This is a genomic window from Marilutibacter penaei, assembly GCF_014145395.1.
GTDB classification, from domain to species: Bacteria; Pseudomonadota; Gammaproteobacteria; order Xanthomonadales; family Xanthomonadaceae; genus Marilutibacter; species Marilutibacter penaei.
Genome location: NZ_JACHTE010000002.1, coordinates 100131 through 125970, shown reverse-complemented (window position 1 = coordinate 125970; position 25840 = coordinate 100131). Strand labels below are relative to the sequence as shown.

At 68.9% G+C, this 25840-nt stretch carries 25 protein-coding genes, 1 tRNA gene and 1 pseudogene; 16 read left to right on the top strand and 11 right to left on the bottom strand.

All coding sequences use genetic code 11. The annotated features are described in order from the left end of the window. Nucleotides 1–89: 89 nt before the first annotated feature. Nucleotides 90–587 carry a tRNA (adenosine(37)-N6)-threonylcarbamoyltransferase complex ATPase subunit type 1 TsaE gene (gene tsaE, locus H4F99_RS02925; RefSeq protein WP_220481008.1) on the bottom strand — a complete coding sequence of 166 codons (498 nt, stop codon included), beginning with the start codon at nt 585–587 and terminating at the stop codon, nt 90–92. Continuing rightward, nucleotides 584–2086, bottom strand: coding sequence for an NAD(P)H-hydrate dehydratase (locus tag H4F99_RS02920; RefSeq protein ID WP_182668235.1), 1503 nt, complete (start codon nt 2084–2086; stop codon nt 584–586). The genes tsaE and H4F99_RS02920 overlap by 4 nt, the downstream gene beginning before the upstream one ends. Before the next feature lie 25 nt (nt 2087–2111). Between H4F99_RS02920 and queG the strand changes: the two genes are divergently transcribed. Then, nucleotides 2112–3176, top strand: a complete 1065-nt coding sequence (queG, locus tag H4F99_RS02915) for a tRNA epoxyqueuosine(34) reductase QueG (protein ID WP_182668234.1) — start codon at nt 2112–2114, stop codon at nt 3174–3176. Nucleotides 3177–3194: 18 nt separating this feature from the next. Here queG and pgi read toward each other — a convergent pair whose 3' ends face one another. The 6 genes and pseudogenes from pgi to pcnB all read right to left on the bottom strand — a co-directional run. Beyond that, on the bottom strand, nt 3195–4712 hold the full coding sequence (gene pgi / locus H4F99_RS02910; protein ID WP_182668233.1) for a glucose-6-phosphate isomerase: 1518 nt from the start codon (nt 4710–4712) through the stop codon (nt 3195–3197). Nucleotides 4713–4730: 18 nt separating this feature from the next. Further along, nucleotides 4731–5111: an aspartate 1-decarboxylase gene (gene panD / locus H4F99_RS02905; RefSeq protein WP_182668232.1), complete on the bottom strand. Its 381-nt coding sequence runs from the start codon at nt 5109–5111 to the stop codon at nt 4731–4733. A gap of 156 nt (nt 5112–5267) precedes the next feature. Further along, a complete protein-coding gene (gene panC, locus H4F99_RS02900; RefSeq protein ID WP_182668231.1) occupies nt 5268–6113 on the bottom strand; it encodes a pantoate--beta-alanine ligase in 846 nt (281 codons plus the stop codon). 5 nt (nt 6114–6118) lie between these two features. Then, entirely contained in the window at nt 6119–6952 is an 834-nt protein-coding gene (panB, locus tag H4F99_RS02895) for a 3-methyl-2-oxobutanoate hydroxymethyltransferase (RefSeq protein ID WP_182668230.1), read from the bottom strand. 4 nt (nt 6953–6956) lie between these two features. Continuing rightward, entirely contained in the window at nt 6957–7451 is a 495-nt protein-coding gene (gene folK, locus H4F99_RS02890; RefSeq protein ID WP_182668229.1) for a 2-amino-4-hydroxy-6-hydroxymethyldihydropteridine diphosphokinase, read from the bottom strand. Beyond that, nucleotides 7451–8749, bottom strand: a pseudogene (pcnB, locus tag H4F99_RS02885) (polynucleotide adenylyltransferase PcnB); the annotation flags it as partial. The gene folK and the pseudogene pcnB, both read right to left, overlap by 1 nt. Before the next feature lie 169 nt (nt 8750–8918). On the opposite strand from pcnB, the gene H4F99_RS02880 reads away from it, so the two are divergent. Both H4F99_RS02880 and fdxA read left to right on the top strand, forming a co-directional pair. Continuing rightward, nucleotides 8919–8994, top strand: a tRNA-Glu gene (locus tag H4F99_RS02880). Between the two features lie 135 nt (nt 8995–9129). After that, the gene (gene fdxA, locus H4F99_RS02875) at nt 9130–9453 is read left to right on the top strand and encodes a ferredoxin FdxA (RefSeq protein WP_182668227.1); all 324 of its coding nucleotides are present in this window, start codon (nt 9130–9132) and stop codon (nt 9451–9453) included. A gap of 97 nt (nt 9454–9550) precedes the next feature. Here the strand turns inward: fdxA and H4F99_RS02870 are convergent, their stop codons facing one another. Continuing rightward, nucleotides 9551–10069, bottom strand: coding sequence for a hypothetical protein (locus H4F99_RS02870; protein ID WP_246371210.1), 519 nt, complete (start codon nt 10067–10069; stop codon nt 9551–9553). A 30-nt stretch (nt 10070–10099) separates the two neighbouring features. Next, nucleotides 10100–11005 (bottom strand): 4-hydroxy-tetrahydrodipicolinate synthase, encoded by a 906-nt coding sequence (dapA, locus tag H4F99_RS02865; protein WP_182668226.1) that lies wholly within the window; start codon nt 11003–11005, stop codon nt 10100–10102. Between the two features lie 144 nt (nt 11006–11149). Between dapA and H4F99_RS02860 the strand changes: the two genes are divergently transcribed. The 5 genes from H4F99_RS02860 (at nt 11150) to H4F99_RS02840 (ending at nt 15459) form a co-directional block, all read left to right on the top strand. Next, the gene (locus tag H4F99_RS02860) at nt 11150–11770 is read left to right on the top strand and encodes a glycine cleavage system transcriptional repressor (protein WP_246371209.1); all 621 of its coding nucleotides are present in this window, start codon (nt 11150–11152) and stop codon (nt 11768–11770) included. 2 nt (nt 11771–11772) lie between these two features. Next, nucleotides 11773–12255, top strand: a complete 483-nt coding sequence (locus H4F99_RS02855; RefSeq protein ID WP_182668224.1) for a peroxiredoxin — start codon at nt 11773–11775, stop codon at nt 12253–12255. 115 nt (nt 12256–12370) lie between these two features. Next, nucleotides 12371–13774, top strand: coding sequence for a PhoH family protein (locus H4F99_RS02850; RefSeq protein WP_182668223.1), 1404 nt, complete (start codon nt 12371–12373; stop codon nt 13772–13774). A gap of 15 nt (nt 13775–13789) precedes the next feature. Beyond that, nucleotides 13790–14587, top strand: coding sequence for a bifunctional hydroxymethylpyrimidine kinase/phosphomethylpyrimidine kinase (gene thiD / locus H4F99_RS02845; RefSeq protein ID WP_182668222.1), 798 nt, complete (start codon nt 13790–13792; stop codon nt 14585–14587). Beyond that, on the top strand, nt 14584–15459 hold the full coding sequence (locus H4F99_RS02840) for an alpha/beta hydrolase family protein (RefSeq protein WP_343064122.1): 876 nt from the start codon (nt 14584–14586) through the stop codon (nt 15457–15459). Before thiD ends, H4F99_RS02840 begins: the two co-directional genes overlap by 4 nt. A 45-nt stretch (nt 15460–15504) precedes the next feature. Here H4F99_RS02840 and galE read toward each other — a convergent pair whose 3' ends face one another. Next, nucleotides 15505–16554: a UDP-glucose 4-epimerase GalE gene (galE, locus tag H4F99_RS02835; protein WP_182668221.1), complete on the bottom strand. Its 1050-nt coding sequence runs from the start codon at nt 16552–16554 to the stop codon at nt 15505–15507. Nucleotides 16555–16748: 194 nt separating this feature from the next. Between galE and H4F99_RS02830 the strand changes: the two genes are divergently transcribed. The 8 genes from H4F99_RS02830 (at nt 16749) to H4F99_RS02795 (ending at nt 25755) form a co-directional block, all read left to right on the top strand. Then, on the top strand, nt 16749–18038 hold the full coding sequence (locus H4F99_RS02830; RefSeq protein ID WP_182668220.1) for a nucleotide sugar dehydrogenase: 1290 nt from the start codon (nt 16749–16751) through the stop codon (nt 18036–18038). A 10-nt stretch (nt 18039–18048) separates the two neighbouring features. After that, complete coding sequence (locus H4F99_RS02825) at nt 18049–19056, top strand: NAD-dependent epimerase (protein WP_182668219.1); 1008 nt, start codon at nt 18049–18051, stop codon at nt 19054–19056. 82 nt (nt 19057–19138) lie between these two features. Then, entirely contained in the window at nt 19139–19798 is a 660-nt protein-coding gene (locus tag H4F99_RS02820) for an XrtA/PEP-CTERM system exopolysaccharide export protein (RefSeq protein ID WP_246371208.1), read from the top strand. Then, nucleotides 19795–21366, top strand: coding sequence for an XrtA system polysaccharide chain length determinant (locus H4F99_RS02815; protein WP_182668218.1), 1572 nt, complete (start codon nt 19795–19797; stop codon nt 21364–21366). Before H4F99_RS02820 ends, H4F99_RS02815 begins: the two co-directional genes overlap by 4 nt. Next, a complete protein-coding gene (locus H4F99_RS02810) occupies nt 21363–22100 on the top strand; it encodes a P-loop NTPase family protein (RefSeq protein ID WP_182668217.1) in 738 nt (245 codons plus the stop codon). The genes H4F99_RS02815 and H4F99_RS02810 overlap by 4 nt, the downstream gene beginning before the upstream one ends. A 10-nt stretch (nt 22101–22110) precedes the next feature. Further along, the gene (locus tag H4F99_RS02805) at nt 22111–23430 is read left to right on the top strand and encodes a porin family protein (protein ID WP_182668216.1); all 1320 of its coding nucleotides are present in this window, start codon (nt 22111–22113) and stop codon (nt 23428–23430) included. Then, the gene (locus H4F99_RS02800; RefSeq protein ID WP_182668215.1) at nt 23387–24610 is read left to right on the top strand and encodes a glycosyltransferase; all 1224 of its coding nucleotides are present in this window, start codon (nt 23387–23389) and stop codon (nt 24608–24610) included. Before H4F99_RS02805 ends, H4F99_RS02800 begins: the two co-directional genes overlap by 44 nt. Then, the gene (locus H4F99_RS02795) at nt 24601–25755 is read left to right on the top strand and encodes a glycosyltransferase (protein WP_182668214.1); all 1155 of its coding nucleotides are present in this window, start codon (nt 24601–24603) and stop codon (nt 25753–25755) included. The genes H4F99_RS02800 and H4F99_RS02795 overlap by 10 nt, the downstream gene beginning before the upstream one ends. The last annotated feature ends 85 nt before the right edge of the window (nt 25756–25840 follow it).

Here is a 25840-nt window from a genome sequence, read left to right as displayed (position 1 = left end):
TGAGGGCTAGTCAAGCACCACACCGACGCTTTTGCAAGCCCTTTTCCCTTATTAATCCGTCACCTGCCAGAACTTCCTTGAAGAACCGGTCAGGAAGGCGGCGCAACTGACGGTTCGACCGTTTCCGTCCGCACTGCGTCTACCCATGCACCGCCCGCCTCGCTCGCCGGCACCAGACGCGCCTGCCGTCCCGCCCCCTCGACCCGCAGTTCGACCACCAGGTCGGCGGGCGGCAACGCGCCGCCGCCCCGCTCGGCCCACTCGACCAGCCACAAGGTCACGCCATCGGCATCGAGGCCCAGGTATTCCAGCTCGCCCGCGTCGGCGATCCGGTAGAGGTCCAGATGCCAGGCCTCGCCGTCGTCCGCGAGCGGGTAGCGCTCGACGAGCGTGTAGGTCGGACTGCGGATGGTGCCGGTCACGCCGAGGCTACGGAGCAGGGCTCGTGCCAGCGTGGACTTGCCGGCCCCGAGGTCGCCGCGCAGGTAAGCCACGGCCGCAGGCGGGCGATGCCGGGCCAGCCGCACCCCCAGCGCCTCGGTGGCGTCGGGGTCCGGCAGCGGGATCTGGACGATGTGGTGGCTCATCTCGGGTCCGGGAAGTCGGGGTTCGCCAGCCGGCGCAACCAAGGGGAAAGGTCGGTGGGCAGCAGTCCGCGCGCGCCCCCTTCCAGGACCGCGCGATCACCGGCCGCGGCATGCAGAAGCGCACCCGTGCAGGCCGCTTCGAACGCATCGAGTCCCTGCGCCCGCAAGGCCGCGATGGTACCCGTCAGCACATCGCCCATCCCGCCGACGGCCATGCCGGGGTTGCCCGCAGCGATCACGACCGGCCTCCGGCCGGGCGATGCCACCACGGTGCCTGCGCCCTTGAGGACGACGGTGCAGCCGTGTCGCTCGGCCAACTGGCGGGCCGAGGCGAGCCGGTCGCGCTGGATATCCGGTGTCGTCACGCCAAGCAGGCGCGCCGCCTCCCCCGGATGCGGCGTCAGGATCGTATCGGAGGGCACGACGGGCCACGCGCTTTCGGCGAGCAGGTTGAGCGCGTCGGCATCCAGCACCAGCGGCTTGCCCGCGCGCGACACCCAGGGCACCGCTTCGCGTGCCCACTCCGACTGGCTGAGGCCCGGGCCGATCGCGACGACATCACAAGCCGCGAGGCTGCCTTCAAGCGTGACGCCACCCAGCACATCACAACCGCGCGCCATCGCTTCGGGTCGCCGGGCCAGCAGCGGCGCCACGTGCGCCGGGCGGGTGGCGACTTCGACCAGGCCCGCACCGACGCGCAGCGCCGCCTCCGCGACCATCACGATCGCCCCCCCGTGGCCATGGTCGCCCCCGATGCACAACACCCGTCCGTGCTGGCCCTTGTGGCTGTCGCGCCGGCGTGCCGGCAACGCATGCGCCAGCGCGTCGACGGTCCAGCGCATGGCGACGGCCTCCACGCCGTCGAAGTCCGTGGTTTCGAGCTCCAGGGTGTCCAGGGAGGCCGTGCCCCGATGGTTCAGCGCCGCGCCCGTCCAGAGGCCGGCCTTGCGGCGCATGAACTCCAGCGTGTGCGAGGCCTGGACCGCAATGCCCGGCACCGTGCCCGTCCCGGCATCCACGCCACTGGGGACGTCCAGCGCCAGCACCGGGGCGCCATGGCTGTTGATCGCTTCGATCAGGCGCGCCGCATCCCCTTCGGGTGCGCGATGCAGGCCGATGCCGAAGAGCGCGTCGACCACCAGGTCTGCGTGGGGCAAGCGTCCGTCGAACACCTGCGAACGTCCGCCTGCTTCCGTGTAGCGCCGGACGGCCTCCGCGGCCGTCCCGCCTGCAGGCGATGTGGCGGGGAGGCCCACGACGCTCACGTCGCGCCCACACGCCAGCGCATGCATTGCCAACTCATGGCCATCGCCGCCGTTGTTGCCGGGGCCGCAGGCCACGACGATACGGCGGGCATCCGGCCAGTGCGCCAGTACCGCATGCCACGCGGCGAGGCCTGCCCGGCGCATCAAGGCGCGGTCGTCACCCAGGCGACGCGCCGCATTGGCTTCCAGCCGTCTCAGGCCATCGATCGAATGGAGGGTGCCGTCCTCATGCATGGCCCGATTCTATACTTGGCCCGGCATGCACCCTTCCGCCACTCCCGATCCCGACGCCCTGGCCCGGCGCGTGCGCGAGCTCGCCGGCGCGCACGGCTTCCAGCGATGCGGCATCGCGCCGATCGAACTGGGCGAAGACGAAGCCCACCTGCGCAGCTGGCTGGCGGAAGGCCTGTACGGCTCGATGGACTGGATGGCCCGGCATGGCGACAAGCGATCCCGCCCGGCCGAACTGATACCGGGGACGCTGCGGGTCATCTCGGTCGGACTGGACTATGGGCGCAACGACGGCGACGAGGCGTGGGACACCCTGTCCGACGGCGAGCGCGCCTATGTCGCGCGCTACGCGCTCGGCCGCGATTACCACAAGCTGATGCGGCAACGCCTGCAACGCATGGCCGCGCAGCTCGCAGAAGAAGTGGGTGCGTTCGGTTACCGCGTATTCGTGGACTCCGCGCCGGTGCTCGAGCGCGCGCTCGCGCGCAACGCGGGGCTGGGCTGGATCGGCAAGCACACCTGCCTGATCGACAAGGACGGCGGCTCCTGGTTCTTCCTCGGCGAGATCTACGTCGACCTGCCCTTGCCGGTCGACGAACCGGCCACCGCGCATTGCGGGACCTGCACACGCTGCATCGACATCTGCCCGACGCAAGCGATCATCGCACCGAACCGGCTGGATGCGCGTCGATGCATTTCCTACCTCACGATCGAACACGAGGGCGCGATCCCCGAGGACCTGCGCGCACCGATGGGCAATCGCATCTTCGGCTGCGACGATTGCCAGCTGGTGTGCCCCTGGAACAAGTTCGCCCGGCGCAGTGACGAACCCGATTTCCGGGCGCGCAACCACCTCGACCGCGCCACGCTGGCCGACCTGTTCGCATGGGACGAGGACGAGTTCCTGCGGCGCACGGAAGGCTCGGCAATCCGCCGCAGCGGCCACGAACGCTGGCTGCGCAACATCGCGGTGGCACTGGGCAATGCGCCGACATCGCCGGCAGTCATCGCCGCGCTGCGGTCACGGCAGCAACATGCCAGCGCACTGGTGCGTGAGCACGTCGAATGGGCACTGCAGCGGCACGGCGCCTAGTGCCCCGGCTTCACCGGATCAGCCGGCCCGCAACTGCGCCAGCAGTTCCCGCGTCACCGGATCCTCGGCCTCGGCCTCGCCGGCCAGCGCGGGCAGCAGCCGGTTGGCGACCTGCTTGCCCAGCTCCACGCCGAACTGATCGAAGGCGTTGATGCCCCAGAGCACGGATTGCAGGTAGACGCTGTGCTCGTACAGCGCGAGCAGCGCGCCCAGCGAGCGCGGGGTCAATGCGTCAAGCAGCAGGGTCGTCGTGGGACGACCGCCGGGATAGACGCGGTGCGGGTCTTCGCTGGCCTGCCCGTTGGCGAAGGCCTCGGTCTGCGCCAGCAGGTTGGCGTGCAGGGCACGATGATTGTCGGGGTGCGTGGCATCGGCCCGGACCACGCCGATGAAATCCGCGGGCACCACCGAGGTGCCCTGGTGCAACGCCTGGAAGAAGCTGTGCTGGGTATCCGTGCCCACCCCGCCCCACCAGACCGGCACCGTCGCGTCCAGCACCGGCGATCCATCCCGGCGCACGGACTTCCCCAGACTCTCCATCACCAGTTGCTGCAGGTAATTGGACAACAGCTTCAGGCGGTCGTCGTAAGGCAGCACGGCGTGGGTCGCGTGGCCGAGGCCGTTCCGGTTCCAGATCGCCGTGACTGCATGCCAGGCCGCGAGGTTGCGCTCGAGCGGTGTCTGCAGCACGTGCGCATCGATCTCCGCCGCGCCGGCCAGGAAGGCCTCGAAGCCGTCCATGCCGATCGCCAGTGCGATGGGAAAACCCACCGCCGACCACAGCGAATAGCGTCCGCCGACCCAGTCCCACATTGGCAGGATGCGTTCGGCGGGAATTCCGAAGACCTCGGCGGGACGCTCGACGTTCGCGGATACCGCGTACAGGCGTGTCGCCGCGGCTTCGCCCAACCAGTCGGCCAGCACGCGCCCGTTGAGCAGGGTTTCCTGGGTGCTGAAGGTCTTGGAAATCAGGATGCCCGCGGTGCGCCTCGGGTCGAGCCCCGCCAGCACGCGATCCGCCGCGTGGCCATCCACGTTGGACAGGAAATGCACGCGCAGCCGGCGTCCGTCGGCCAGCGCATCGACGGCCAGGCGAGGGCCGAGGTCCGATCCACCGATCCCCACGCTGACGACATCGGTGACCTCGCTCCCCTCCAGCGCCTCGACCAGCGCGCGCATCCGCGTCCGCGCCTCGAGTGCCTGCTGGTGCGCCGCTCGTGCCGCCGGCGCCGGCGACAGGTCGCTGCGCAATGCGGTGTGCAGCACCGCGCGGCGTTCCGTCAGGTTGATCGGCTCGCCATCGAACTGGGCGCGGATACGGCCCTTCGCGTCCGCGTCGGCCAACAGGCCGAAAAGAGCCTCCAGCGCCGCTCGGTCGTAGCTTTGGCGGGCGAAGTTCGCGTACAACGGTCCGGCCCGCAACGCGAGGTCGCGCGCACGGTCCGGCTCGGCAAGCAGCAGTTCGGGAGTGCGCGTGTCGCGCAGGCGCGCCGCATGCGGGCGCAGGGTGGACTCAATCTTTTCCGTAAGACTCATCAGTCGGCCTGGCGGCCGTCATGCGGCCTGTGCGGGAATCGACTGGTTGGTATGCGTCAAACGGTTCTCGCGGTCAACGTAGACCAAGGTCGGCTTGAACTCCGCCATCTCCTGCTCGTCGCACTGGCCGTAGGCGCAGATGATGACCAAGTCGCCCGGCTGGGCGAGGTGCGCGGCCGCGCCATTGACCGAGATCACGCCACTGCCTTCCTCGCCACGAATGGCATAGGTGACGAAGCGGTGCCCGTTGTTGATGTTGAAGATATGGACCTGCTCGTACTCGCGGATCCCCGAGATGTCGAGCAGCCGCCCGTCGATCGCGCACGACCCTTCGTAATGCAGCTCCGCATGGGTGACGGACGCGCGGTGGATCTTGGCCTTCAGGACGTTCAGCAACATGGCGGTTCCCCGTCTGGCGACGGTCGTTGAGCGGTAAAACCGGGATTCTAGCAGCCGGTGGCGCAACGCAACATGGCTGTACGTCCACAGCTTGGGGTGCCGGCGTGACAGTGCAGGCGCCGCACGCGCCTTCCGTTCCAGGCCGTCAGCTACGGTTCACGTTCTGAATTCGAGGTTGTCGATGAGCCGGGTCTTGCCGAGCCGGGCCGCCAGCAGGGCCACCCAGTTGCCCGCTCCCCGCGGTTCTTCGGAAAGATCGGGACGGCGCACGACCGAGTAATCCACCTCGAAACCCGCGGCAGTCAGCCGGCCCCGCGCCATCGCCTCGATCGCGCCGATCTCATCGCCCGCGAGGAAGGCGTCGCGCATCGCCAGCAGGGTCGCATGCAGCATCGCCGCCACCGGACGTTCCTCGCCGGACAGGTACTGGTTGCGCGAGCTCATCGCGAGGCCATCCGACTCGCGCTTGATCGGCGCCGCGACGATCTCCACGGGGAATGCGAGTTCGACCGCCATGTAGCGGATCACCGCGAGCTGCTGATAGTCCTTGCGCCCGAACACCGCGACGTCCGGCTGGGCCTGCAGGAACAGGCGCGCAACCACGGTGGCGACGCCGTCGAAATGTCCCGGCCGGTGGGCGCCCTCCAGTACCGAAGTGACGCCCGGCACGCGGACCTGCACCGCGCCTTCGATACCGAACGGATACATGGTCGCAACGTCCGGCAGCCACAAGGCATCGCATCCTGCCGCCTCCAGTCCCGCCGCATCGGCGTCCGGCGTGCGCGGGTAGCGGCTGAAGTCCTCGTTCGGCCCGAACTGCGTCGGGTTGACGAAGACGCTGGCCACCACCCGGTCCGCATGCCGGCGCGCCAGTTCAACCAGCGAATGATGGCCGGCATGCAGGTTGCCCATGGTCGGCACGAGCGCTACCCGCAGACCCTCGCGCTTCCAGGTCGCCACGCGCGCACGCAACGCGGTCAGCTCGGTCAAGGTCTCAAGCATGGCGGTCAGGCGTAGGAATGCCCGGCATCGGGGAAGCGACCTTCGCGGACGGCGTCGGCGTAGGCCATCGCCGCGCCCTCCACCGATCCGCCCTCGGCCAGGAAGTCCTTGACGAAGCGCGGCCGGCGATGGCCGCTGTCCAGGCCCAGCATGTCGTGCAGGACCAGCACCTGGCCGTCGCAGCCGGGGCCCGCACCGATCCCGATGGTCGGAATCTCGAGGTCGCGGGAGATCTCCTCGGCCAGGCCACTCGGCACGCACTCCAGCACCAGCAGCGACGCACCTGCGGCCTGCGCGGCACGCGCATCCTCTCGCAACCGGTCCGCGGCGGCATCGCTGCGCCCCTGCACCTTGAATCCGCCGAATCGCAGCACCGACTGCGGCGTCAGCCCGAGGTGCGCGCACACCGGGACCTCGCGGTCGACGAGGTGGCGGATCACCTCGAGCTTGTGACCGGCGCCTTCCAGCTTGACCATTCCCGCGCCCGCCTGCAGGAACGCCACCGACGCGTCGAGGGCACGTCCCGGGTCGGCGTCCGCAGCGAACGGCAGGTCGGCGACCAGCAGCGCGCGCGCCAGGCCTCGTGCAACGCAGGCGGTGTGGTAGGCGATGTCCTGCACGGTCACCGGCAGGGTGCTGTCGCGTCCCTGCACGACCATGCCGAGCGAATCGCCGACGAGGATGAGGTCGATGCCCGCCGCGTCCAGCGCGCGCGCGAACCCGGCGTCGTAGCAGGTCAGCATGACCAGCTTGCGGCCCTCGCGCTTGGCCCCGGCCAGCGCCGGCACCGTCCACGGCTTGCCTTCGCCGCGGCGTTCCTGGGAAGTGGATGCGTACATGCGCCTAGCCTAGCGCCTCGATGTCCCCGACCGCCATCGCGTCGAGCAGCCGGCGCGCCGGGCCGTGGCCCGGGATGACCGCGCCGGGGACGATGTCCAGCAGCGGAACCAGCGCGAATGCGCGCGCATGCAGGTGCGGATGCGGCACCTGCAGACCGGGCACGTCGATGGTCTCGTCGCCATACAGCAGCAGGTCGAGGTCGAGCCGGCGCGGCCCCCAGCGCGGGTTATCCGCCGTACGGTCGCGGCCGGCCTCGCGCTCGATCCTCAGCAGGGCCTCGAGCAGGTCCATTGGCCGCAGGCGGGTGTCGACGAGGGCGACGGCATTGATGAAATCCGGCTGGCCCTCGAACCCCCAGGCGGGTGTCCGGTACAGGGGGGACGCCGCGAGCAGGCGCGTGTGCGGCAGCGCCGCCAGCGCATCGAACGCAGCACGCACCGCGCCGGCGGCATCGCCGAGATTGGCGCCCAGTCCGATGCAGGCGCGCGTGGATGTCATCAGCGGGGCTTGCGACGCCGCCGCCGGCGTCGCCGACGCGTACCCTCACCCTCTTCGCCGTCCTCATCTGCTTCGGCGGCGGCAGCTTCCTGCGCTGCGAGGACGTGGGCCGGATCCTGTTGCGCCTCGCGCCAGAACTCCACGTCGGCACGGTGCTCGTCCGACGCGGCCAACCGCAGCCCGAGGAAATCGAATGCCGCGCGGAACCGCGGGTGCCCCAGGAGCTTGAACACACGCTTGCGCTGGCGTGCCCCGAACCGCGACTGCAGCAGCCAGATGTCCTGCATCGGCAAGGAGAACCGCCGCGGCAGCGCAATGGTGTCCAACTGGTGGACGGTCACCCTGTCCGCCGCCCGGCGCTGTGCCTCGACCGCGTGCATGCCCTGCGACTGCAACTGGTACAGCGTGCGGCAATAGGCCGGCCACAGCAGCAGTGCGAACAGGAAGGCCGGCGAGACCGGGTCGTCGTTCGCGACCCGCTCGTCGGTATTGCGCAGGCCCGCGAGCACGACCCTGCGCAGGGCGCCACTGCGGTTCGACGCGATGGCCTTCGCGCTTTCCGGCAGCAGGACGCCCAGCAGGCCATGGCGTTCGAGGCCCAGGAAACTGTCGACGGCATGGCCCGACAGGAACAGCTTCAGGCATTCCTCGAACAGCCGTGCGGGTGCCGCCTCCGAGATCAGTGGCGCCAGGCGCGCGATCGGCTCCGCGGTCGCGGCTTCTATCTCGAAGCCGAGCTTCGCGGCCAGCCGCACGGCGCGCAGCATTCGCACCGGATCCTCGCAATAGCGCGTCTCAGGATCGCCGATCAGGCGCAGCAGGCGGTGCTCGACATCGTCGTACCCGCCGACGTAGTCGCGGACCGAAAAATCCTCGATCGAGTAATACAGCGCATTGGCGGTGAAGTCGCGGCGCACCGCGTCGTCCTCGACGCTGCCGTAGACGTTGTCGCGGACCAGCCGCCCGCCCTCGACTTCGCGGTCGCCGCTGCCGTCGTCGCTGTTGGCGCGGAACGTCGCGACCTCGATGATCTCCCGTCCGAACACCACGTGCGCGAGCCGGAACCGCCGGCCGATCAGGCGGCAATTGCGGAAGAGCTGCTTGACCTGTTCGGGCGTCGCGTCGGTGGCGACGTCGAAGTCCTTCGGGTGCCCACCGACCAGGAGGTCGCGCACCGCGCCGCCCACCAGGTACGCCTGGAAGCCCCCGTCGCGCAGGCGGTAAAGCACGCGCAGCGCGCTCGAACTGATGTCCTTGCGCGAAACGCAATGCTGGTCGCGTGGGATGACCCGGAGCGTGACGTCCGGCGCGGGCTGTTCGGTGTCGGTATCGGCTGCCATTCGGAGCGGACTTTGCCGCAGCTCAACGGAATCTGAAAGAGTCGGACGGAACCGTTGCCATACGCAACGGAAGCCCTCTATACTAGCAGGCCGCCAGCGATCCTGCCGGATCGGCGGAAAAACCAATGCTCCCTTCGTCTAGAGGCCTAGGACGTGGCCCTCTCAAGGCTAAAACAGGGGTTCGAATCCCCTAGGGAGCGCCATATACCGGAGCCCGCGCAGCAATGCGCGGGCTTCCTCGTTTCCGGTCCGCGCATGCCTCCACGCGCACTCGCCGCCGCACTGGGCGCGAGCCGGTCCTGCCGATAAAATGCACCGGCTCAGCCAAGGAACACGCCATGCCCTTCGTCGTCACCGAAAACTGCATCAAGTGCAAGTACACCGATTGCGTGGAGGTGTGCCCGGTCGACTGTTTCCACGAAGGGCCGAACTTCCTGGTGATCGATCCGGACGAGTGCATCGACTGCACGCTGTGCGAACCGGAGTGCCCGATCAACGCGATCTACCCCGAAGACGACGTCCCCGCCGGCCAGGAGGGGTTCGCCTCCTTGAACGCGGAGTTGTCGCGGGACTGGCCGGTCATCACGGCCCGGAAGGACCCGCTACCTGACGCCAAGGACTGGGAAGGCAAGCCGGACAAGCTGCCCCTGCTGGAGCGCTGACCGCCTGTCCCGGCCACCGGGGCAGGCACCGCCCCTGCCACACCGACCACCGCGACAGGGGCGCGTCAGCCCCGGTCGCCCAGGGCTTGGATGCGGCTTACGGCTGCGACGCGCCGAGCGCCTCGGCGAGGCGCGCGACCAGTGCCGTGGGCGCATCGCCCGTCGCCGGCACGCCACGGGGGTCCACCGCGGAGACATAGGTGCCCCCCTCGATCTCGCTGACCCTCAGCAGGAAACTGCTGCCCTCGTAGCTCACGTCGTAGGCGCCCAGCAACTGCGCACGGCTGGCGATCGTGACGCCCTCGATGGCGTCGAGGGCCGTGCCGACGTCGGCGTAGACCGCGTCGCGCTCACCCGCCAAGCGGAAACCGTTGGATGCCGGCGCACCGGCCTGGCGCGCTGCCACCACGCCACTCGCGGTCACGCTACCGCTGACTTCTTCGGAGGCATCCGGCAACGGCGGCGGGACCTCCAGCGGACGCAGGGCGGGATCTCCGCCATACAGTTCGTTGCTCTTGCGCAGCCAGCTGCATCCGGAGGTCGCGACGAGGACCGCCAGCAGCAGGCTGCCCATCGCGGCGCGGGAGGGGAAAAAACGGGGCGTGGTGACGGACATCGATATCTCCAGGGAGCGGGACCGCGCGAATCAGGCCGCAACGGAAGGGCCGAGCGCGCCCTCGATCCCGCGGATCGAAGCGAGCATGGCGATGGCGGCGTCCTGGTGCGCAGCGGACAGCGGCAGCAGCGGCAGGCGCAATTCATGGCCCAGGCCCTGCAATGCCAGCAGGGCCTTGACCGGCGTGGGGTTGGGCTCGACGCCCATGAAATCGAGGATCGGCTCCAGGCGGGCATCGAGCTCCATGGCGGCAGGCGCATTCCCGCTGCGCGCAAGGTCACTCAGGCGCCGGAACGCGGCCGGCAGGACGTTGGAGGCGACCGACACGATGCCGCGGGCGCCGGCGAGCATCGCCCGGCATGCGGTCGGATCGTCGCCACTGAGCACGCTGAAGTCGCCCGCCTGCAGGGCCAGCAGGGCCTGCATGCGCTCGGGCTCGGCGCGGGCTTCCTTGATGCCCATGATGCGCGGGTGGCCGGCGAGCGCGGCCACGGTTTCCGGCAACATGTCGCAGCCCGTGCGCGCTGGCACGTTGTAGAGCACCACCGGCAACGCGCCGTCATCGGCCACCGCCCGGTAATGCGCCAGCAGGCCGGCCTGGGTCGGACGGACGTAGGGCGGCGTGACCACCAGCGCCGCGTCCGCGCCCAGGGCCGCGGCACGGCGGGTGGACTCCACGGTCTTGGCGGTGTTGGATTGCCCGGTGCCGGCCAGAACCGGCACGCGCCCGGCGACGAACTCCACGGCGCTGCGCAGCAGCAGGTCGTACTCGGCATCCAGGAGTGCCGCCGCTTCGCCGGTCGAGCCGGCCACGACGAGGCCCTGGGTGCCCTGCTCCAGCTGGAGTGCGAGCAGGCGCTGCCAGGCGCCCATGTCGATTTCGCGTGCGTGGTCGAACGGCGTCGCCAGCGCGGTGATGCTGCCGGATAGTTGCAAGTCGGGACCTGTCGGTGGGGGTGGGGCGCCGTGCGGCGCCCGGCACCCGTGATGTTACTTGCGGCTCGAAAGCACGGGCAAGTATGCTGCCGCCATGCACATCCGGTCCGCCCGCCACAGCGCCAGCGCCGTCCGGCGGCACGGATGCCCATCGGTGCCGCGAATGCGGGCCGATCGCCCCCCAAGCACCCCGCAGGCGCTGCCTTGACCGATCCGACCCCCCGACCCTCGCCGCACGAGAACCACCTGCTGATCAACGCGTATACGACGCACCCGGAGTCGCCGTTGCTGGCGGTCTCCCGGCGCATCAGCGACAGCGGCTGCAACCTCGTGGACGCGCGCCTGTCGACGGTCGGGCGGGACGTCTCGGTGACCGCATTGGCGGTCGGCTCCTGGGACTCGGTCGCCAAGCTCGAAGCCATGCTCACGCGGCTGGAGCGCGAGGAAGGCCTGAAGCTCGTCTGGTACCGCACCGGTGCGAAGCAGGCCCAGTCCAACCTCCTGCCCTACGTGGTCGAAGTCGTCGCCGCCGACAAGCCCGGCATCCTGTTCCAGCTCGCCGACTTTTTCGACCGCCAGGGCATCACCATCGAAAGCCTGCACTGTTCGCGTTACCGCGCCATGCAGACCGGTGCCGACATGTTCTCCGCCCAGCTTACCGTCGGGGTCCCCGCGAACATGCACATCGCCGCGCTCCGCGACGATTTCCTCGAGTTCTGCGACCACCTCAACCTCGACGCCATCATGGACCCGATGAAGTTCTGACGATGATCGAAGACGGCAAGAAACTTCCCGCGAAGACGCTGCGCCTTCCGCTGTCCCTGTCGGGCGACCAGTCCACCACGCTGGCCGAGCAGGCCGGCTCGTGGGTGGTGCTGTATTTCTATCCGAAGGACAGCACGCCGGGCTGCACCACCGAGGGCATCGACTTCAATGCGCTGCTGCCACGGTTCAAGCGCCTCGGCGCCGTCGTCATGGGCGTTTCAAGGGACTCGGTCAAGTCGCACGACAACTTCTGCGCGAAGCAGGGCTTCCGCTTCCCGCTGGTCAGCGACCCCGACGAAGCGCTTTGCGCGGCCTTCGACGTGATCCGGGAAAAGAACATGTATGGCCGCAAGGTCATGGGCATCGAGCGCAGCACCTTCCTGGTATCGCCCGACGGCGTGCTCGCCCAGTCGTGGCGAAAAGTGAAAGTTCCCGGCCATGCCCAGGCCGTGCTGGATGCACTCAAGGCCCACGCATCGCAGTGACCCCCATCGCCCGCCACCGCCCTCGCCGTCCCGCCCCGCGGGCCACGGCGGTTTTGCGGTGCGCGTCCGGCGCAGTCGAACCCCGGCCCAACCGCCCAACCCGCAGGAAGTCCGCATGACGCGAAGCAAGCGCATCTACGTGCTCGACACCAACGTCCTGATGCACGACCCCACCGCGCTGTTCAAGTTCGAGGAACACGACGTGTTCCTGCCGATGCAGGTCATCGAGGAGCTCGACAACGGCAAGAAGGGCAATTCGGAGGCCAGTCGCAACGCCCGCCAGGTCAGCCGGTTCCTGAACGAGCTGATCGAGACCCAAGGGGGCAATGACGGCAGCATCCACGAAGGCATCACCCTCGCCCACCCGCAGGGCCTGCAGCTGCGCGGCGAGAGCAGCAGCGGGCGACTGCTGTTCCAGACCGACAATTTCGATGCCGGCCGCCGTTTCGGTGCGGTGGTGCCCGACAACGCGATCCTGGGGGCGATCCTCGCGCTGAAGGAGGGCGAACCCGACACGCCGGTGGTGTTCGTATCGAAGGACATCAACCTGCGGATCAAGGCGTCGATCGCCGGCATCGCGTCGGAAGACTACGAGAACGACCGCGCCCTCGACGACTTCGCCCTGCTCTACTCGGGTGCGACCGCGCTGCCGGAGGATTTCTGGCAGGCGCATGGCAAGGACCTCAAGTCCTGGACCGAGAAGGGCCGGACCTACTACGAGATCAGCCGCCACGAAGACGAGGACTGGTACCCGAACCAGTTCCTCTACCTGCCGGGCGACGAGCAGTCGGAAATGAAGGTCGCGCGCGTCGATGGCGACAAGGTCGTGCTGCAGATCGTCGACGACTACCGGCACGGCCAGCACGCGGTATGGGGCATCACCGCACGCAACCGCGAGCAGAACTTCGCGCTGAACGCGCTGATGGACCCGGAGATCGACTTCGTCACCCTGCTCGGCACCGCGGGTACCGGCAAGACCCTGCTGGCGCTGGCCGCCGGCCTGGCGCAGACCATGGACCAGCAGCGCTACCGCGAGATCATCATGACCCGCGCGACCGTCAGCGTCGGCGAGGACATCGGCTTCCTGCCCGGTACGGAAGAGGAGAAGATGACCCCGTGGATGGGCGCCCTGACGGACAACCTGGAAGTGCTGACGCACAACCAGGAAGGCGGCAGCTGGGGCCGCGCGGCGACCAACGACCTGCTCGCCAGCCGGATCAAGATCCGTTCGATGAACTTCATGCGCGGCCGCACGTTCCTGAGCCGCTGGCTGATCCTGGACGAGGCACAGAATCTCACGCCCAAGCAGATGAAGACACTGATCACCCGTGCCGGGCCGGGCACCAAGATCGTCTGCCTGGGCAATGTCGAACAGATCGACACGCCCTACCTGACCGAAACGACGTCCGGCCTGACCTACGCCGTCGACCGCTTCAAGAACTGGGCGCACAGCGCCAGTGTCACCCTGCGACGCGGCGAGCGCTCGCGACTGGCCGACCATGCCTCGGAGGTGCTCTGAGCCTTGGATGCGGACATGCGAGTGCCCAGCGCCCTGACCATCGCCGGCTCCGATTCCGGCGGCGGTGCGGGCATCCAGGCCGACCTCAAGACCTTCGCGGCCCATGGCGTACATGGCCTCAGCGCGATCGCCGCGCTGACGGCCCAGCACACGCGCGGCGTGACGGCGGTGGAGATCCCGCCACCGGATTTCCTGCAGGCCCAGATCGACGCCTGTTTCGATGATTTCCGGATCACGGCGGTGAAGCTGGGCATGCTGGGCACCGGGACGGTGATCGATACCGTGGCGGACGCACTCGCCACCCGCGACGTGCCGGTCGTCGTCGATCCGGTGATGGTCGCGACGTCCGGCGCACGACTGCTGGCCGAGGAGGCGCTGGTCGCCATGCGGACCCGCCTGCTGCCGCGCGCCGACCTGTTGACCCCGAACCTGCCCGAGGCCGAACTCCTGCTGGGCCACCCGATCGGATCGCTCGACGGGATGCGCGCCGCCTGCAACGACCTGCTTGCACTCGGGGCACATGCCATCCTGCTGAAGGGCGGCCATCTCGCCGATGGCGCCGACACCGTGATCGACCTGCTGGCCGATGCCCGTGGCATCGTCGAGCTCCCGCATCCCCGCCTGCGGATCGAAGCGCACGGCACCGGATGCACGCTCGCGTCCTCGGTCGCGGCGCGGCTCGCGCTGGGCCATCCCCTCCGCGAGGCCTGCGAGGTGGCCGGCGACTACGTCCATCGCGCGCTGGCCGGTGGCTATCGACCGGGCCGCGGCGACGTGCGGGTGCTCGACCATTTCGGCGCGGCCACGGCGTGAGTGGGGACGTCGTGCCCGGCGGCAGCCACGCGGCGGCCTTGGAAACCGCCTGCGTGGCCGCCGATGGCCATGCATGGCACCTCATCGTGCGCTCGCCGCCACGGCCGCGCGCGTGCCTGCTGTGGCTGCCGGCGCTGGGCGTGGCCGCACGCCACTACATTCCGTTCGCCGAGGCGCTCGCGAAGGAGGGCATCGCCACCTGCCTGCACGAGTGGCGCGGCAACGGCAGCAGTTCGTGGCGGGCCTCCCGCATGCAGGACTGGGGCTACCGGGAGATCCTCGAGCTCGATATCCCCGCCAGCGAAGCCGCCCTCCCCGCGCCACTGGGCGGGCTGCCGCGCATCGTCGGGGGGCACAGCCTGGGCGGGCAGTTGGCGTGCTGCCGGATCGCGCTTGCGTCCGGGCGCACGCCGCGCCTGTGGCTGGTCGCCAGCGGGGCCCCGTACTGGCGGGCGTTCCCGGCACCGGCGCGCTGGCTGCTGCCGATGGCCTACCGCTTCCTCCCCTGGCTCGCCCGGCATAACGGTGCCCTGCCCGGGCGCCGTCTCGGCTTCGGCGGAAACGAGGCGCGGGGACTGATCCAGGACTGGGCCCGCACCGCCCTCAGCGGCCGCTATGCCGTCGCAGGCCTGGGCGAGGACGTGGATGCCGCACTGGCACGCAGCGTGCCGGCGACGGATGCGGTGTTGCTTGCCCGCGACTGGCTGGCTCCGCCGTCCTCGCTTGATTACCTGCTGTCGAGGATGCCCGGCGCCCACGCCACCCGGACCGTGCTGGACGACCAGGCGCTCGGCGGCAGCGCGGACCATTTCACGTGGATGAAGCAACCGGGCGTCGTGGCGCGTTGGCTCGCGGTCCGGCTGCCCGGCTGATCCGGGACTGCATCGCCAAGTGGCCTTGCCAGAGGCTTTAGGCTCTCAGCGTACGGGGGGCTGATCGGGCACTGCGTCTCCCGTTCCCGTGTACCCGTCGGGGTTACGGGACTGCCAGTTCCAGGCATCCCGGCACATGGCATCCACGTCGTACTCCGCGCGCCAGCCCAGCAGCGCCTGCGCCTGGCCTGGATCGGCGTAGACCTCCGCCACGTCGCCTGCGCGACGCCCCACGATGCGGTACGGCACGGCCTGGCCAGACGCCCTCTCGAACGCGTGCACCAGTTCCAGGACGCTGATCCCCCGACCGGTGCCGAGATTCACGGTCAGGCTCTGGCGCTCCCGCTCCAGGTAATCGATCGCATCGGCGTGCGCGCGCGCGAGGTCGACCACGTGGATGTAGTCGCGTACGCCGCTGCCATCGACCGTGGGGTAGTCGCCGCCGAACACGCTGAGATGGTCGCGGCGCCCCGCTGCCACCTGGCAGACGTAGGGCATCAGGTTGTTGGGGGTATCGCTGGGGTCTTCGCCTATCAGTCCCGAGGGATGCGCGCCCACCGGGTTGAAATAGCGCAGGTTGGCGACGTGGAAACCGGGATCACTCGCCTGCACGTCCGCCAGCAGCTGCTCCACGACCAGCTTGGTCCGCCCGTACGGGTTGGTCACCCGCAAAGGCGCATCCTCCCGCACCGGCACGGCATCCGGCGCCCCGTAGACGGTCGCCGACGAGCTGAACACGAGACGCCCGACGCCCGCCTGCTTCATCGCCTGCAGCAACGTGATCGTGCCGCTGATGTTGTTGTCGAAGTAGGCAAGGGGCTGTTCGCAGGACTCGCCCACCGCCTTGAGGGCGGCGAAATGCACCACCGCGTCGATCGCATGACGCGCGAACAGCGCATCCATGCCGGCACGGTCGCGCAGGTCGACCTCTTCGCAGGCGAACGGCCGGCCTGCCAGATGCGCCAGGCGCGGCAGGACCGCCGCGGAGCTGTTGCTGAAATTGTCGACGATGACCACCTCGTGGCCGCGCTCGGCCAGTACCAGGCAGGTGTGGGCACCGATATAGCCGGCGCCGCCGGTCACGAGGATCCGCATGGTGAGCATCCCGGGCGTTGGTGTCCGGGACCCCGGACATCTGAGGAAACGGCGAATTATAGCCACCCCATTCACATGTTGCCGGTTCCCGGCGCGTTTCGCGTTCCATCAGGTCGAACAGGCGGGGAAGCCGGTGGGAATCGCCACGCAGGCCAGGCCCGTCGCGCCTCATCCCATCGGAGATCTGCACAGGAATGAATGCCCCGCTGCCGCACCGGGACTCGACCCGGCTGGCCATCATCGGACTGGGCTACGTCGGCCTGCCGTTGGCCGTCGCCTTCGGCCGGCAACGCCCGACCCTTGGCTTCGACATCAATCCTGCGCGCGTTTCGGAACTGCAACGCCACGAGGACCAGACGCTGGAGGTCACCCCGGACCAGTTGCGTGCCGCGGCGGGCCTCGCCTTCACGGCCGACCCGGAGCGCCTGTCGGACTGCAACGTATTCATCGTGACGGTGCCGACGCCGATCGATGCCTATAAGCGCCCCGACCTGACGCCGCTGGAATCCGCCAGCCGCACCGCCGGCAGGGCGCTAAAGCGTGGTGACGTGGTGGTGTACGAATCAACCGTCTATCCCGGTGCCACCGAGGAAGTCTGCGTACCGATCCTGGAGCGCGAGTCCGGCCTGGTGTTCAACCGGGACTTCCATGTCGGCTACAGCCCGGAGCGGATCAACCCGGGGGATCGCGAGCACCGCCTTGAAACGATCACCAAGGTCACCTCGGGCTCCAGTCCCGCCGCCGCCGATTTCGTCGACGCCCTGTACAAGTCGATCATCACCGCCGGTACGCACCAGGCGTCCAGCATCCGCGTCGCGGAGGGGGCGAAGGTCATCGAGAACATCCAGCGCGACGTCAACATCGCCCTGGTGAACGAACTGGCGCTGCTGTTCGACCGCCTCGGCATGGACACGCAGGAAGTGCTGGCCGCGGCCGGCACCAAGTGGAACTTCCTGCCGTTCCGCCCGGGACTGGTGGGCGGGCACTGCATCGGCGTCGATCCCTACTACCTGACCCACAAGGCGCAGCAGGTGGGTTTCCACACCGACGTGATCCTGGCCGGACGCCGCACCAACGACGGGATGGGGCCGCACGTGGCCCGTCGCGTGGTCCGCCTGATCCAGCAGCGCGAGGCGCATCCCGCCCATTGCAGGGTCCTCGTGCTCGGCCTGGCATTCAAGGAGAACTGCCCGGACCTTCGCAACACCCGGGTCGTGGACGTGGTCGAAGAGCTCAGGGCCTATGGCGCCGACGTCGACGTGCACGATCCCTGGGTCGACGCCGACCAGGCCATGCACGAGTACGGCCTGCGCCTCGTGGACGCCCCCGAAGCGGGCGACTACGACGCGATCATCCTGGCCGTGGCCCACGACCGCTTCGTTTCACTCGGTGCCAGCGGCCTGCGACGCTGGGGCCGCGAGGGCGCCACCCTGTTCGACGTCAAGGGCGTGCTGCCGCGCGCGGACGTCGACGGACGCCTTTGAGGACACCCGCATGCGCATCCTGGTCACCGGCGCGGCCGGCTTCATCGGTTCCCACCTCAGCACGCGCCTGCTCGAGCGCGGCGACGAGGTGCTGGGCTACGACAACGTCAACGATTACTACGACCCCACGCTGAAGGAGGCCCGCCTCGCACGCCTGCAGGCACACGAGGGTTTCCGGTTCGTGCGCGCCGCACTCGAAGACCGCGAGGCGATGGACGCCGCGTTCAGGGATTTCAAGCCCGATCGCGTGGTCAACCTGGCGGCCCAGGCCGGCGTGCGGTATTCGCTGGAGAACCCACAGGCGTACATCGACAGCAACGTGGTGGGCTTCGTCAACATCCTCGAGGCCTGCCGGCACCACGCCGTGGAGCACCTGGTGTACGCGTCGTCCAGTTCGGTCTACGGGGCCAACGTGAAGCTCCCGTTCTCGGTGGAGGACAACGTCGACCATCCGGTCAGCCTGTACGCAGCGACGAAGAAGTCCAACGAACTGATGGCCCACACCTACAGCCATCTGTTCGGGCTGCCGACCACCGGGCTCCGCTTCTTCACCGTGTACGGCCCCTGGGGCCGCCCCGACATGGCGCTGTTCCTGTTCACGCGGAACATCCTGGCGGGCAAGCCGATCGACGTGTTCAACCACGGCCACCACCGGCGCGACTTCACCTATATCGACGACATCGTCGAAGGCATCGTACGCACCCTGGACCACGTGCCACGGGCGGATCCGGACTACGACTTCGCCCATGCCACCCCGGCCGCCTCCGCCGCGCCCTACCGGCTTTACAACATCGGCAGCAACCGGCCGATCGAACTGATGCGCTATATCGAGCTCATCGAGGAAAACCTCGGGCGCAAGGCCGAACGCCGGCTCCTTCCGCTGCAACCGGGTGACGTACCCGAGTCGCACGCGGACGTGCAGGCGCTCCAGTCCGACGTGGGCTACGCGCCGGAAACGCCGGTGGAGGAAGGCATCCGCCGTTTCGTCGCCTGGTACCGCGATTACTACGGCGCCTGAGTGCCCCGTCCCGGCTCGCCGACGTGGCCGGGGCTTCCATTCATCTGCGTTGTTCTCTGCTGACACCCTGGGGATACCCGCCATGTACCGCACACCCATGCTCCCGACCCGGACGGCCCTCACCCGGACCTTCGCCCTGCTCGCACTGGCCGGTTCACTCGCCCTCGCCGGCTGCGCCAGCAGCGGCGGCGCCTCCACCACGCCACCGCCGGACACCGAGGCGCAGACGGCCGTCGATGCGTACCAGATCGGCGTGGACGACATCGTCCAGGTCACCGTATGGCGCAACCCGGACCTGGGCATCACCGTGCCGGTGCGCCCGGACGGAATGATCTCGGTCCCCCTCGTCGGCGACGTCCGCGCCGGAGGCCTGACCCCGACCCAGGTCGCCGACGACATCCGCGAAAAGCTGTCCGTGTACGTGCGCGACCCGCAGGTCGCGGTGATCCTGACCGACCTGCGCAGCCACGAGTACCTCTCCCGCGTGCGCGTCACCGGTGCGGTGCGCCAGCCCGTCTCGATTCCCTACCGCCAGGGCATGACGGTGCTCGACGCCATCCTTGCCGCAGGCGGCGTGACGGAATTTGCCGCACCGGCGCGTTCGGAGCTGTACCGCAGCGGGGACGAAGGGACCCGCAACTACGCCGTCGAACTCGACCGCATCCTGGATGAGGGCGACCTGTCCACCAACTTCAAGGTCGCCCCCGGCGACGTCATCACCGTTCCCGAGCGTACCCTGTGACATACCCAGCCCTCGAGTGGTCGGGCCAGGAACAGCCGACCTCCATATCCGCGCTGATCCCCGTCGCCATCGAGGAGCTGAAGCGCCGCCAACTGCTCCTGGTCGCCCTCTTCGCCGCCATCGCCCTGCTTGCACTGGCGGTGGGCATCATCCTGCCGAAGAAGTACACCTCCTCCGCCACCATCCTCGTCGAGGACTCCAACATCATCCGGCCCCTGATGGAGGGGCGCGCGGTGCCGACCGGGGTCTCCAACCGCGCCAGCATCACCCGCCAGGTCGCCTTCAGCCAGAAGGTGATGGGGGAGATCCTGCAGACCGGCGGCTGGATGGACGATGCCCCCAGTGCGCTCGAGCAGGACCGGCTGGCCGAAGAGATCGCCAAGCGCACGCGCATCGACAATCCGCGCGAGAACCTGATCCAGATCTCGTACACCGACTCCAATCCGCGCCGCGCCTATGACGTCACCAACCGTTTCGCGGAACTGGTGATGTCGGAGAGCCTGGCCACCAAGGAACGCGAAAGCCGCGACGCGTACGACTTCATCGACTCACAGGTGCGCCAGTACCACCAGAAGCTGACCGACGCGGAAGCCAAGCTCGAGGCCTACCGCCGCTCCAACCCCGATGCGCGGCCCGGCATCGAGACCGACGTGAACTCCCGCATCGCCGAGCTGCGCCGCATGGTGGAGACCTCGCGGATGGACCTGCAGGACCTGCGCTCGCAGGAGGCCGCCCTGCAATCACAACTGTCCGGCGAGAACGAAGTCACCGTGCTCCAGACCCGCACCGGGCAACTGGTCGCCCGCCTCGCGGAACTGGAGGACGAGCAGGATCGCCTGCTCCTCACCTACACCCGGCAGCATCCCGACGTGGTCCGCATCCAGCACCAGCTGGACGACCTCCAGGCGCAACTGCGCGAGGAAGAGTCGCTGGACCGCGCCCGCAGCGCCAACAGCGACGGAGCCATCAACCGCTCGGCGAGCTTCAACCCGCTGTATGGCGAGCTCAAGAGCAAGCTGGCGCAGGTGCGTCGGCAGGCCGCTGCGACCGGTACCCGGATCGGGACGGCGCAGGACCTGCTCGATCAGGAGCTGGAACGCAGCCGGCGCATCGCATCTTCGGAAAGCAGCCTGGCCGAACTGACCCGCGATTACGAAGTCAATCGCGACCTCTACCAGGACCTGTTGAAGCGCCGCGAGAACGCACGGGTATCCATGAGCCTCGATGCCGAGCAACGCGGCCTCAGCTTCCGCATCCAGGAGCCCGCCCGCATCCCGTTGCGCAGCAACGGCCTGCGCCTGCTCCATGTGGCCGGCGGGGGGCTGGGCATGGCGCTGGCCACCCCGATGCTGTTGCTGCTCGTGCTGGTGAAGTTCGACCCGCGCATCCGCTCGCCGCAGCAGATCGAGCGCCAGGCAGGCCTGCCGGTGCTGGGCGCGGTACCCCATTACTACACGCAGGCGCGCCGCAGCGCCTACCGGCGCCGGGTGATGATGGCGGCAGGCCTCTTCCTGCTGGTCCCGATCGTCTACGGCATCGTTCTCCTCATCAAGGTCGCAGGCTCATGAACACGGTCGTCCAGCACCCCAGCCACGACGAGCTCGCGCGACGTGGAAGGGGACGCTCGCTCTCCCTGCGCCACGCCGCACCGTCCCTGACCCCGGCCCAGATGGAGGAGCGCGCACTGATCCGGCGCTCGGCGGTCGCGCGACCGGAGGTCGATGCCTTCCGCGAGATCCGCACCCGCCTGCTGGCGATGACCACCAACAACTTCGTCGCGCTGGTGGCTCCGGTCAGCGCGGGCTGCGGCGGCAGCTTCGTCGCCCGCAACCTGGCCGCTGCGATGGCCTTCGACGAGACCCGCAGCGCGCTGCTGATCGACTGCGACCTGCGCCACCCTTCGCAGCATGCGACCCTGCAGATCGACTGCGCCCAAGGGGGCCTCACCGACTACCTGGAAGACCCGGACGGCCAGATCGAGGACGTCCTGTACGACACGGGCATGCCCGGCCTGTCGGTCCTGCCTGCGGGCGGCGTGCGGGAAGCGGGCGCCGAGTACTTCAGCTCGATGCGCATGCGGCTGATGCTCGACTCCATCCGCAGCCAGCATCCCGACTGCTACATGTTCCTGGACAGCCCCCCGGTCAGGGGCGCCCCGGAGGCCCGGATCCTGGCCGACCTCGCCGACGTGGTGATCCTCGTTGCGGGCTATGGACAGGACTCGCCCGAAGCGATCGCCCAGGCCGCCGCGAATTTCGATCCGGAGAAATTCGCCGGCGTGGTCTTCAACCAGGGCGTCTGAGGAGGCCCGGATGCAGACCCGCCCCCGCATGCAGGCCCCGCGCCACACGTTGCTTTCGCTCGCCATCGTCGGTGCCGCACTGCTGCCCGGCAGGGTGGGTGCCATCGACCTCGACTACGAACTCAGCGTGGGCGTGACCCACAACTCCAACATCATCCTCAGCGAATACGACGAGATCAGCGAAACCACGCTGGCGCCCGGCATCGACTTCAGCTTCGTACACGAGGGCCGCAGCGTCGATGCCACCGCACGCGGCAATGTCCGTTACCTGCACTACACGAGCGGGACGTTCGATGACGAGGTGCGGAGCGGGTTCAGCGGCCACCTGCGCTGGCGCGCGCTGCCCGAGCGCCTCGACTTCATGGTCGACGATTACCTGAGCCAGCAGCCGGTCAACATCCTGTCGCCGTTGACCCCCAGCAATACGCAACGGGTCAACGTGCTGGTCGGCGGGCCGACGCTCTACCTGCGCTTCGGCGACCGCACGCGCGGCCAGCTGGACCTGCGCTACACCCGCAACGAGGCAGAGGAGACGGCTGACTTCGACGGCCATCGCCTCAACGGCGCGTTCCGCGTGCTGCACGATTTGACGCCCACCTCGCGGGCTTCCTTCAATGTCGAAGCGAACCAGGTCGAGTTCGACGACACCACCGTGAGCAGCGACTACGACCGCTGGGATGTCTACGGCAACTATCAAAGGAACCTCAACGACTTCGACGCCAGCCTCGACCTGGGCTATTCCCGCCTGGACGTGGTGGATGGCGCGGGCCATGACGCTCCCCTGGCCCGCCTTGCGCTCGACTGGCGTCTTTCGGCAGAAACCTCGCTGAGCGCGAGCCTCGACTACCAGTTCTCCGATACGGCGCGAAGCCTGGTCGCCACGCCGATCGGACCCGACCTGCCGGTCGGCACCGACATCGACGTGAGCGGCACCATCGTCTCCTCCGACCCCTATCGGCAGAAGCGCGCCGAGATCGGCTTCCAGCACGCCACGCCGCGCTACGCGTTCGACGCGACGGTGTTCCACGAGCAAGCCGAGTACATCGAGGCCGATGACTTCGACAACCGGTTCAGCGGTGCCTATGTCGGGTACACGCACCGCTTCAATGCCCTGACCGACCTGAACCTGACCGCGGACTATCAACGCCGTGAGTACGAGACGCTCGACCGTCTCGACCGCGACCTGACGCTGGGAATCGGGATCGAGCGGCGATTCACGCGCCACCTGACCGGGCGCTTCAACCTGTTGCGCCGCACCCGCGACAGTTCCGTGCAAGGTTTCAGCTATGACGACAATGCCGCCCTGGTCAGCATCGCTTATCGCCGCTGAGCCGGTCGCGCCTGAAGCCGTCCAGCCCGCGCCGGTCCGCCTGCTGCTGCTGACGGACACCACGCTGGAGAACACCGGCGGCAGCGAGCGTTTCCTCCGCAATCTCATCGAGCGCTTGCCGGTCGATCGTTACGACGTGACGGTGGTGCAGTTGGGCGCTCGCGAGGAGAGCGATGTCCAGGCTTCGCTGGGTGCCAGCGGGCGCCCGCTGCGCCTGCTGGGCTGGCCGACCGCGGCGATCTACGGGCGCAGCGGTCGTCGCACCCTGCGGCGCCTGCGGGACTTCGTACGCGAGGGACGCTTCGACATCATCCAGTCCCAGCACGAGAAGTCCGACCTCGCGAACGCAGCGGCACGCGGTGCCGGGGCCTGCCGGCATGTCTCGAACCGGCGCGACATGGGATTCATGAAGAACGCGCGGCTGCGCCTGGCGTTCCGCCTGCTCAATGGCCGTTACGACGCGGTGGTCGCGCCCGCGCACGAGATCCTCGGTGCGCTCGCCCGGCATGAACGCCTGGGTCCTGGCCGGATGGTGTGGATCCCCAACGGCGTGGATACCGCGAAGTTCCGGCCCGCGGCATCCGCGGGTCAACGGCAGGCAATGCGCGCATCGTTGGGGCTTGGGCCTGACGAGATCGCGTTCGGATGCGTCGCCAGCCTGTACCCCGTGAAAGGCCACGCCGTCCTGCTGGATGCCTTCGCCCGCGTGCATGCGCGGAACCCGCGGTGTCGGCTGCTGCTGGTGGGCAGTGGCGAGCTCGCGGGACCGCTCGAGCGGCAGGCTCAGGCACTCGGCCTGGGCGCAGCAGTCACCCAGCTGGGAATCCGCGCGGACATCGACAGGATTCTCCCGGCACTGGATGTCTCGGTCCTCGCCTCGCACAGCGAAGGCATGTCCAATGCCGTGCTGGAAGCCATGGCCAGCGGCCTGCCCGTGCTCGCCACCGCGGTCGGGGGCAACCTGCAACTGGTCCGCGACGGTGTCACCGGCTGCCTGGTTCCCGCCGCCGACGTCACGGAGATGGCAACCGCGATGGACCGGCTCGCCGGCGACGCGGGATTGCGCGAACAGCTGGGTGCCGCGGGACGCCGTCGGATCGAAGCCGAGTTCTCGCTCGAAACGATGGTGCGTGCCTACGAGCGCCTGTACCAGCGCCTGCTGGAGGGCCCATGTCACTGAGCACGCCCACGGACGCACGCCCGCGCGTGATGCAACTGCGATCCAGTGCCGGCCTGTTCGGCGCGGATCGCATGGTGCTGGCACTGAACGGCGCCCTCCCTGGCGTGGGCGTGGACAGTCGACTAGCCAGCATCAACAACTACCTCACCCCGGAACAGGCGCTGCACCGTTCGGCCATCGCCCGTGGCCAGGCGTGCGAACTGTTGCCGTGCAGGAGCCGCGTGGACATGACCACGCTGTCCCGTCTGCGCGAACAGGTCCGCGGTCATCGCATCGACGTCCTGCACGCGCACGACTACAAGAGCGCCACCTACGCGTGGCTGGCCACCCGGGGACTCGCCGTCCGGCGCGTCGCCACCTTGCATGGACAGGTCGAAGCGACCCGTTCCCTGCGTCTTTACAACCGGATCGAACGGGCCGTCCTGCGCGGGTTCGACGCGCTCGCGGTCGTCGCGCACTGCCAGGTCGACGGCCTCTCCGCGGCGGGCATCCCCCGCGACAGGATCCAGGTCATCGACAATGGCATCGAACTGGACGACAACGCGCACGCCCCCTCCCGGGTGCTGATCGAACGGTTCGGGTTGCAGGCCAGGCCGTTCGTGTTCGGCGCGGTCGCGCGGTTCTCGCCCGAGAAAAACCTCGGGCAGCTGGTGGAGGCGTTCGCCCGCATCGCGCGCGCGGAAACGCGTTGCGTGCTGCTCTTGGTCGGGGACGGTCCTGAAGCCGACGCCCTGAAGGCGCAGTGCGACGCGCTGGGCCTGCACGGCCGGGTTCGTTTCACTGGCGTGATGGACGACATGCAACGGGTCTATCCGCTGATCGATTGCCTGGTATTGCCGTCCCTGAGCGAGGGCATGCCGCTGACCGTGCTCGAGGCGATGGACCATGCGCTGCCCGTCATCGCCAGCGACGTGGGCGAGGTGGGCCGCCTGCTCGCGGCCTCAGACGAAGGCCGGCTCGTGCCCCGGCAGGACCTGCACGCCCTGGCCTCGGCGATGGCCGACCGGCTCCGTGCCGGGCGCGCGACCGACACGACCGCCCGGGAGTACGTGCGTTCGCGCCATTCGCCGGAGGCCATGGCGCGACGCTACCGCGACCTGTATCTCGCGGTGAAGGGAGCCTGCGATGACGCCCATGCGGCCTGACGCGAGCCCTCCCGGCCCCGAGCGCTTTCCCCTCGCGGCAAAGGCGATGCTCGCGCGCCCGGTATCGATGGCGCCTCGTACGCGG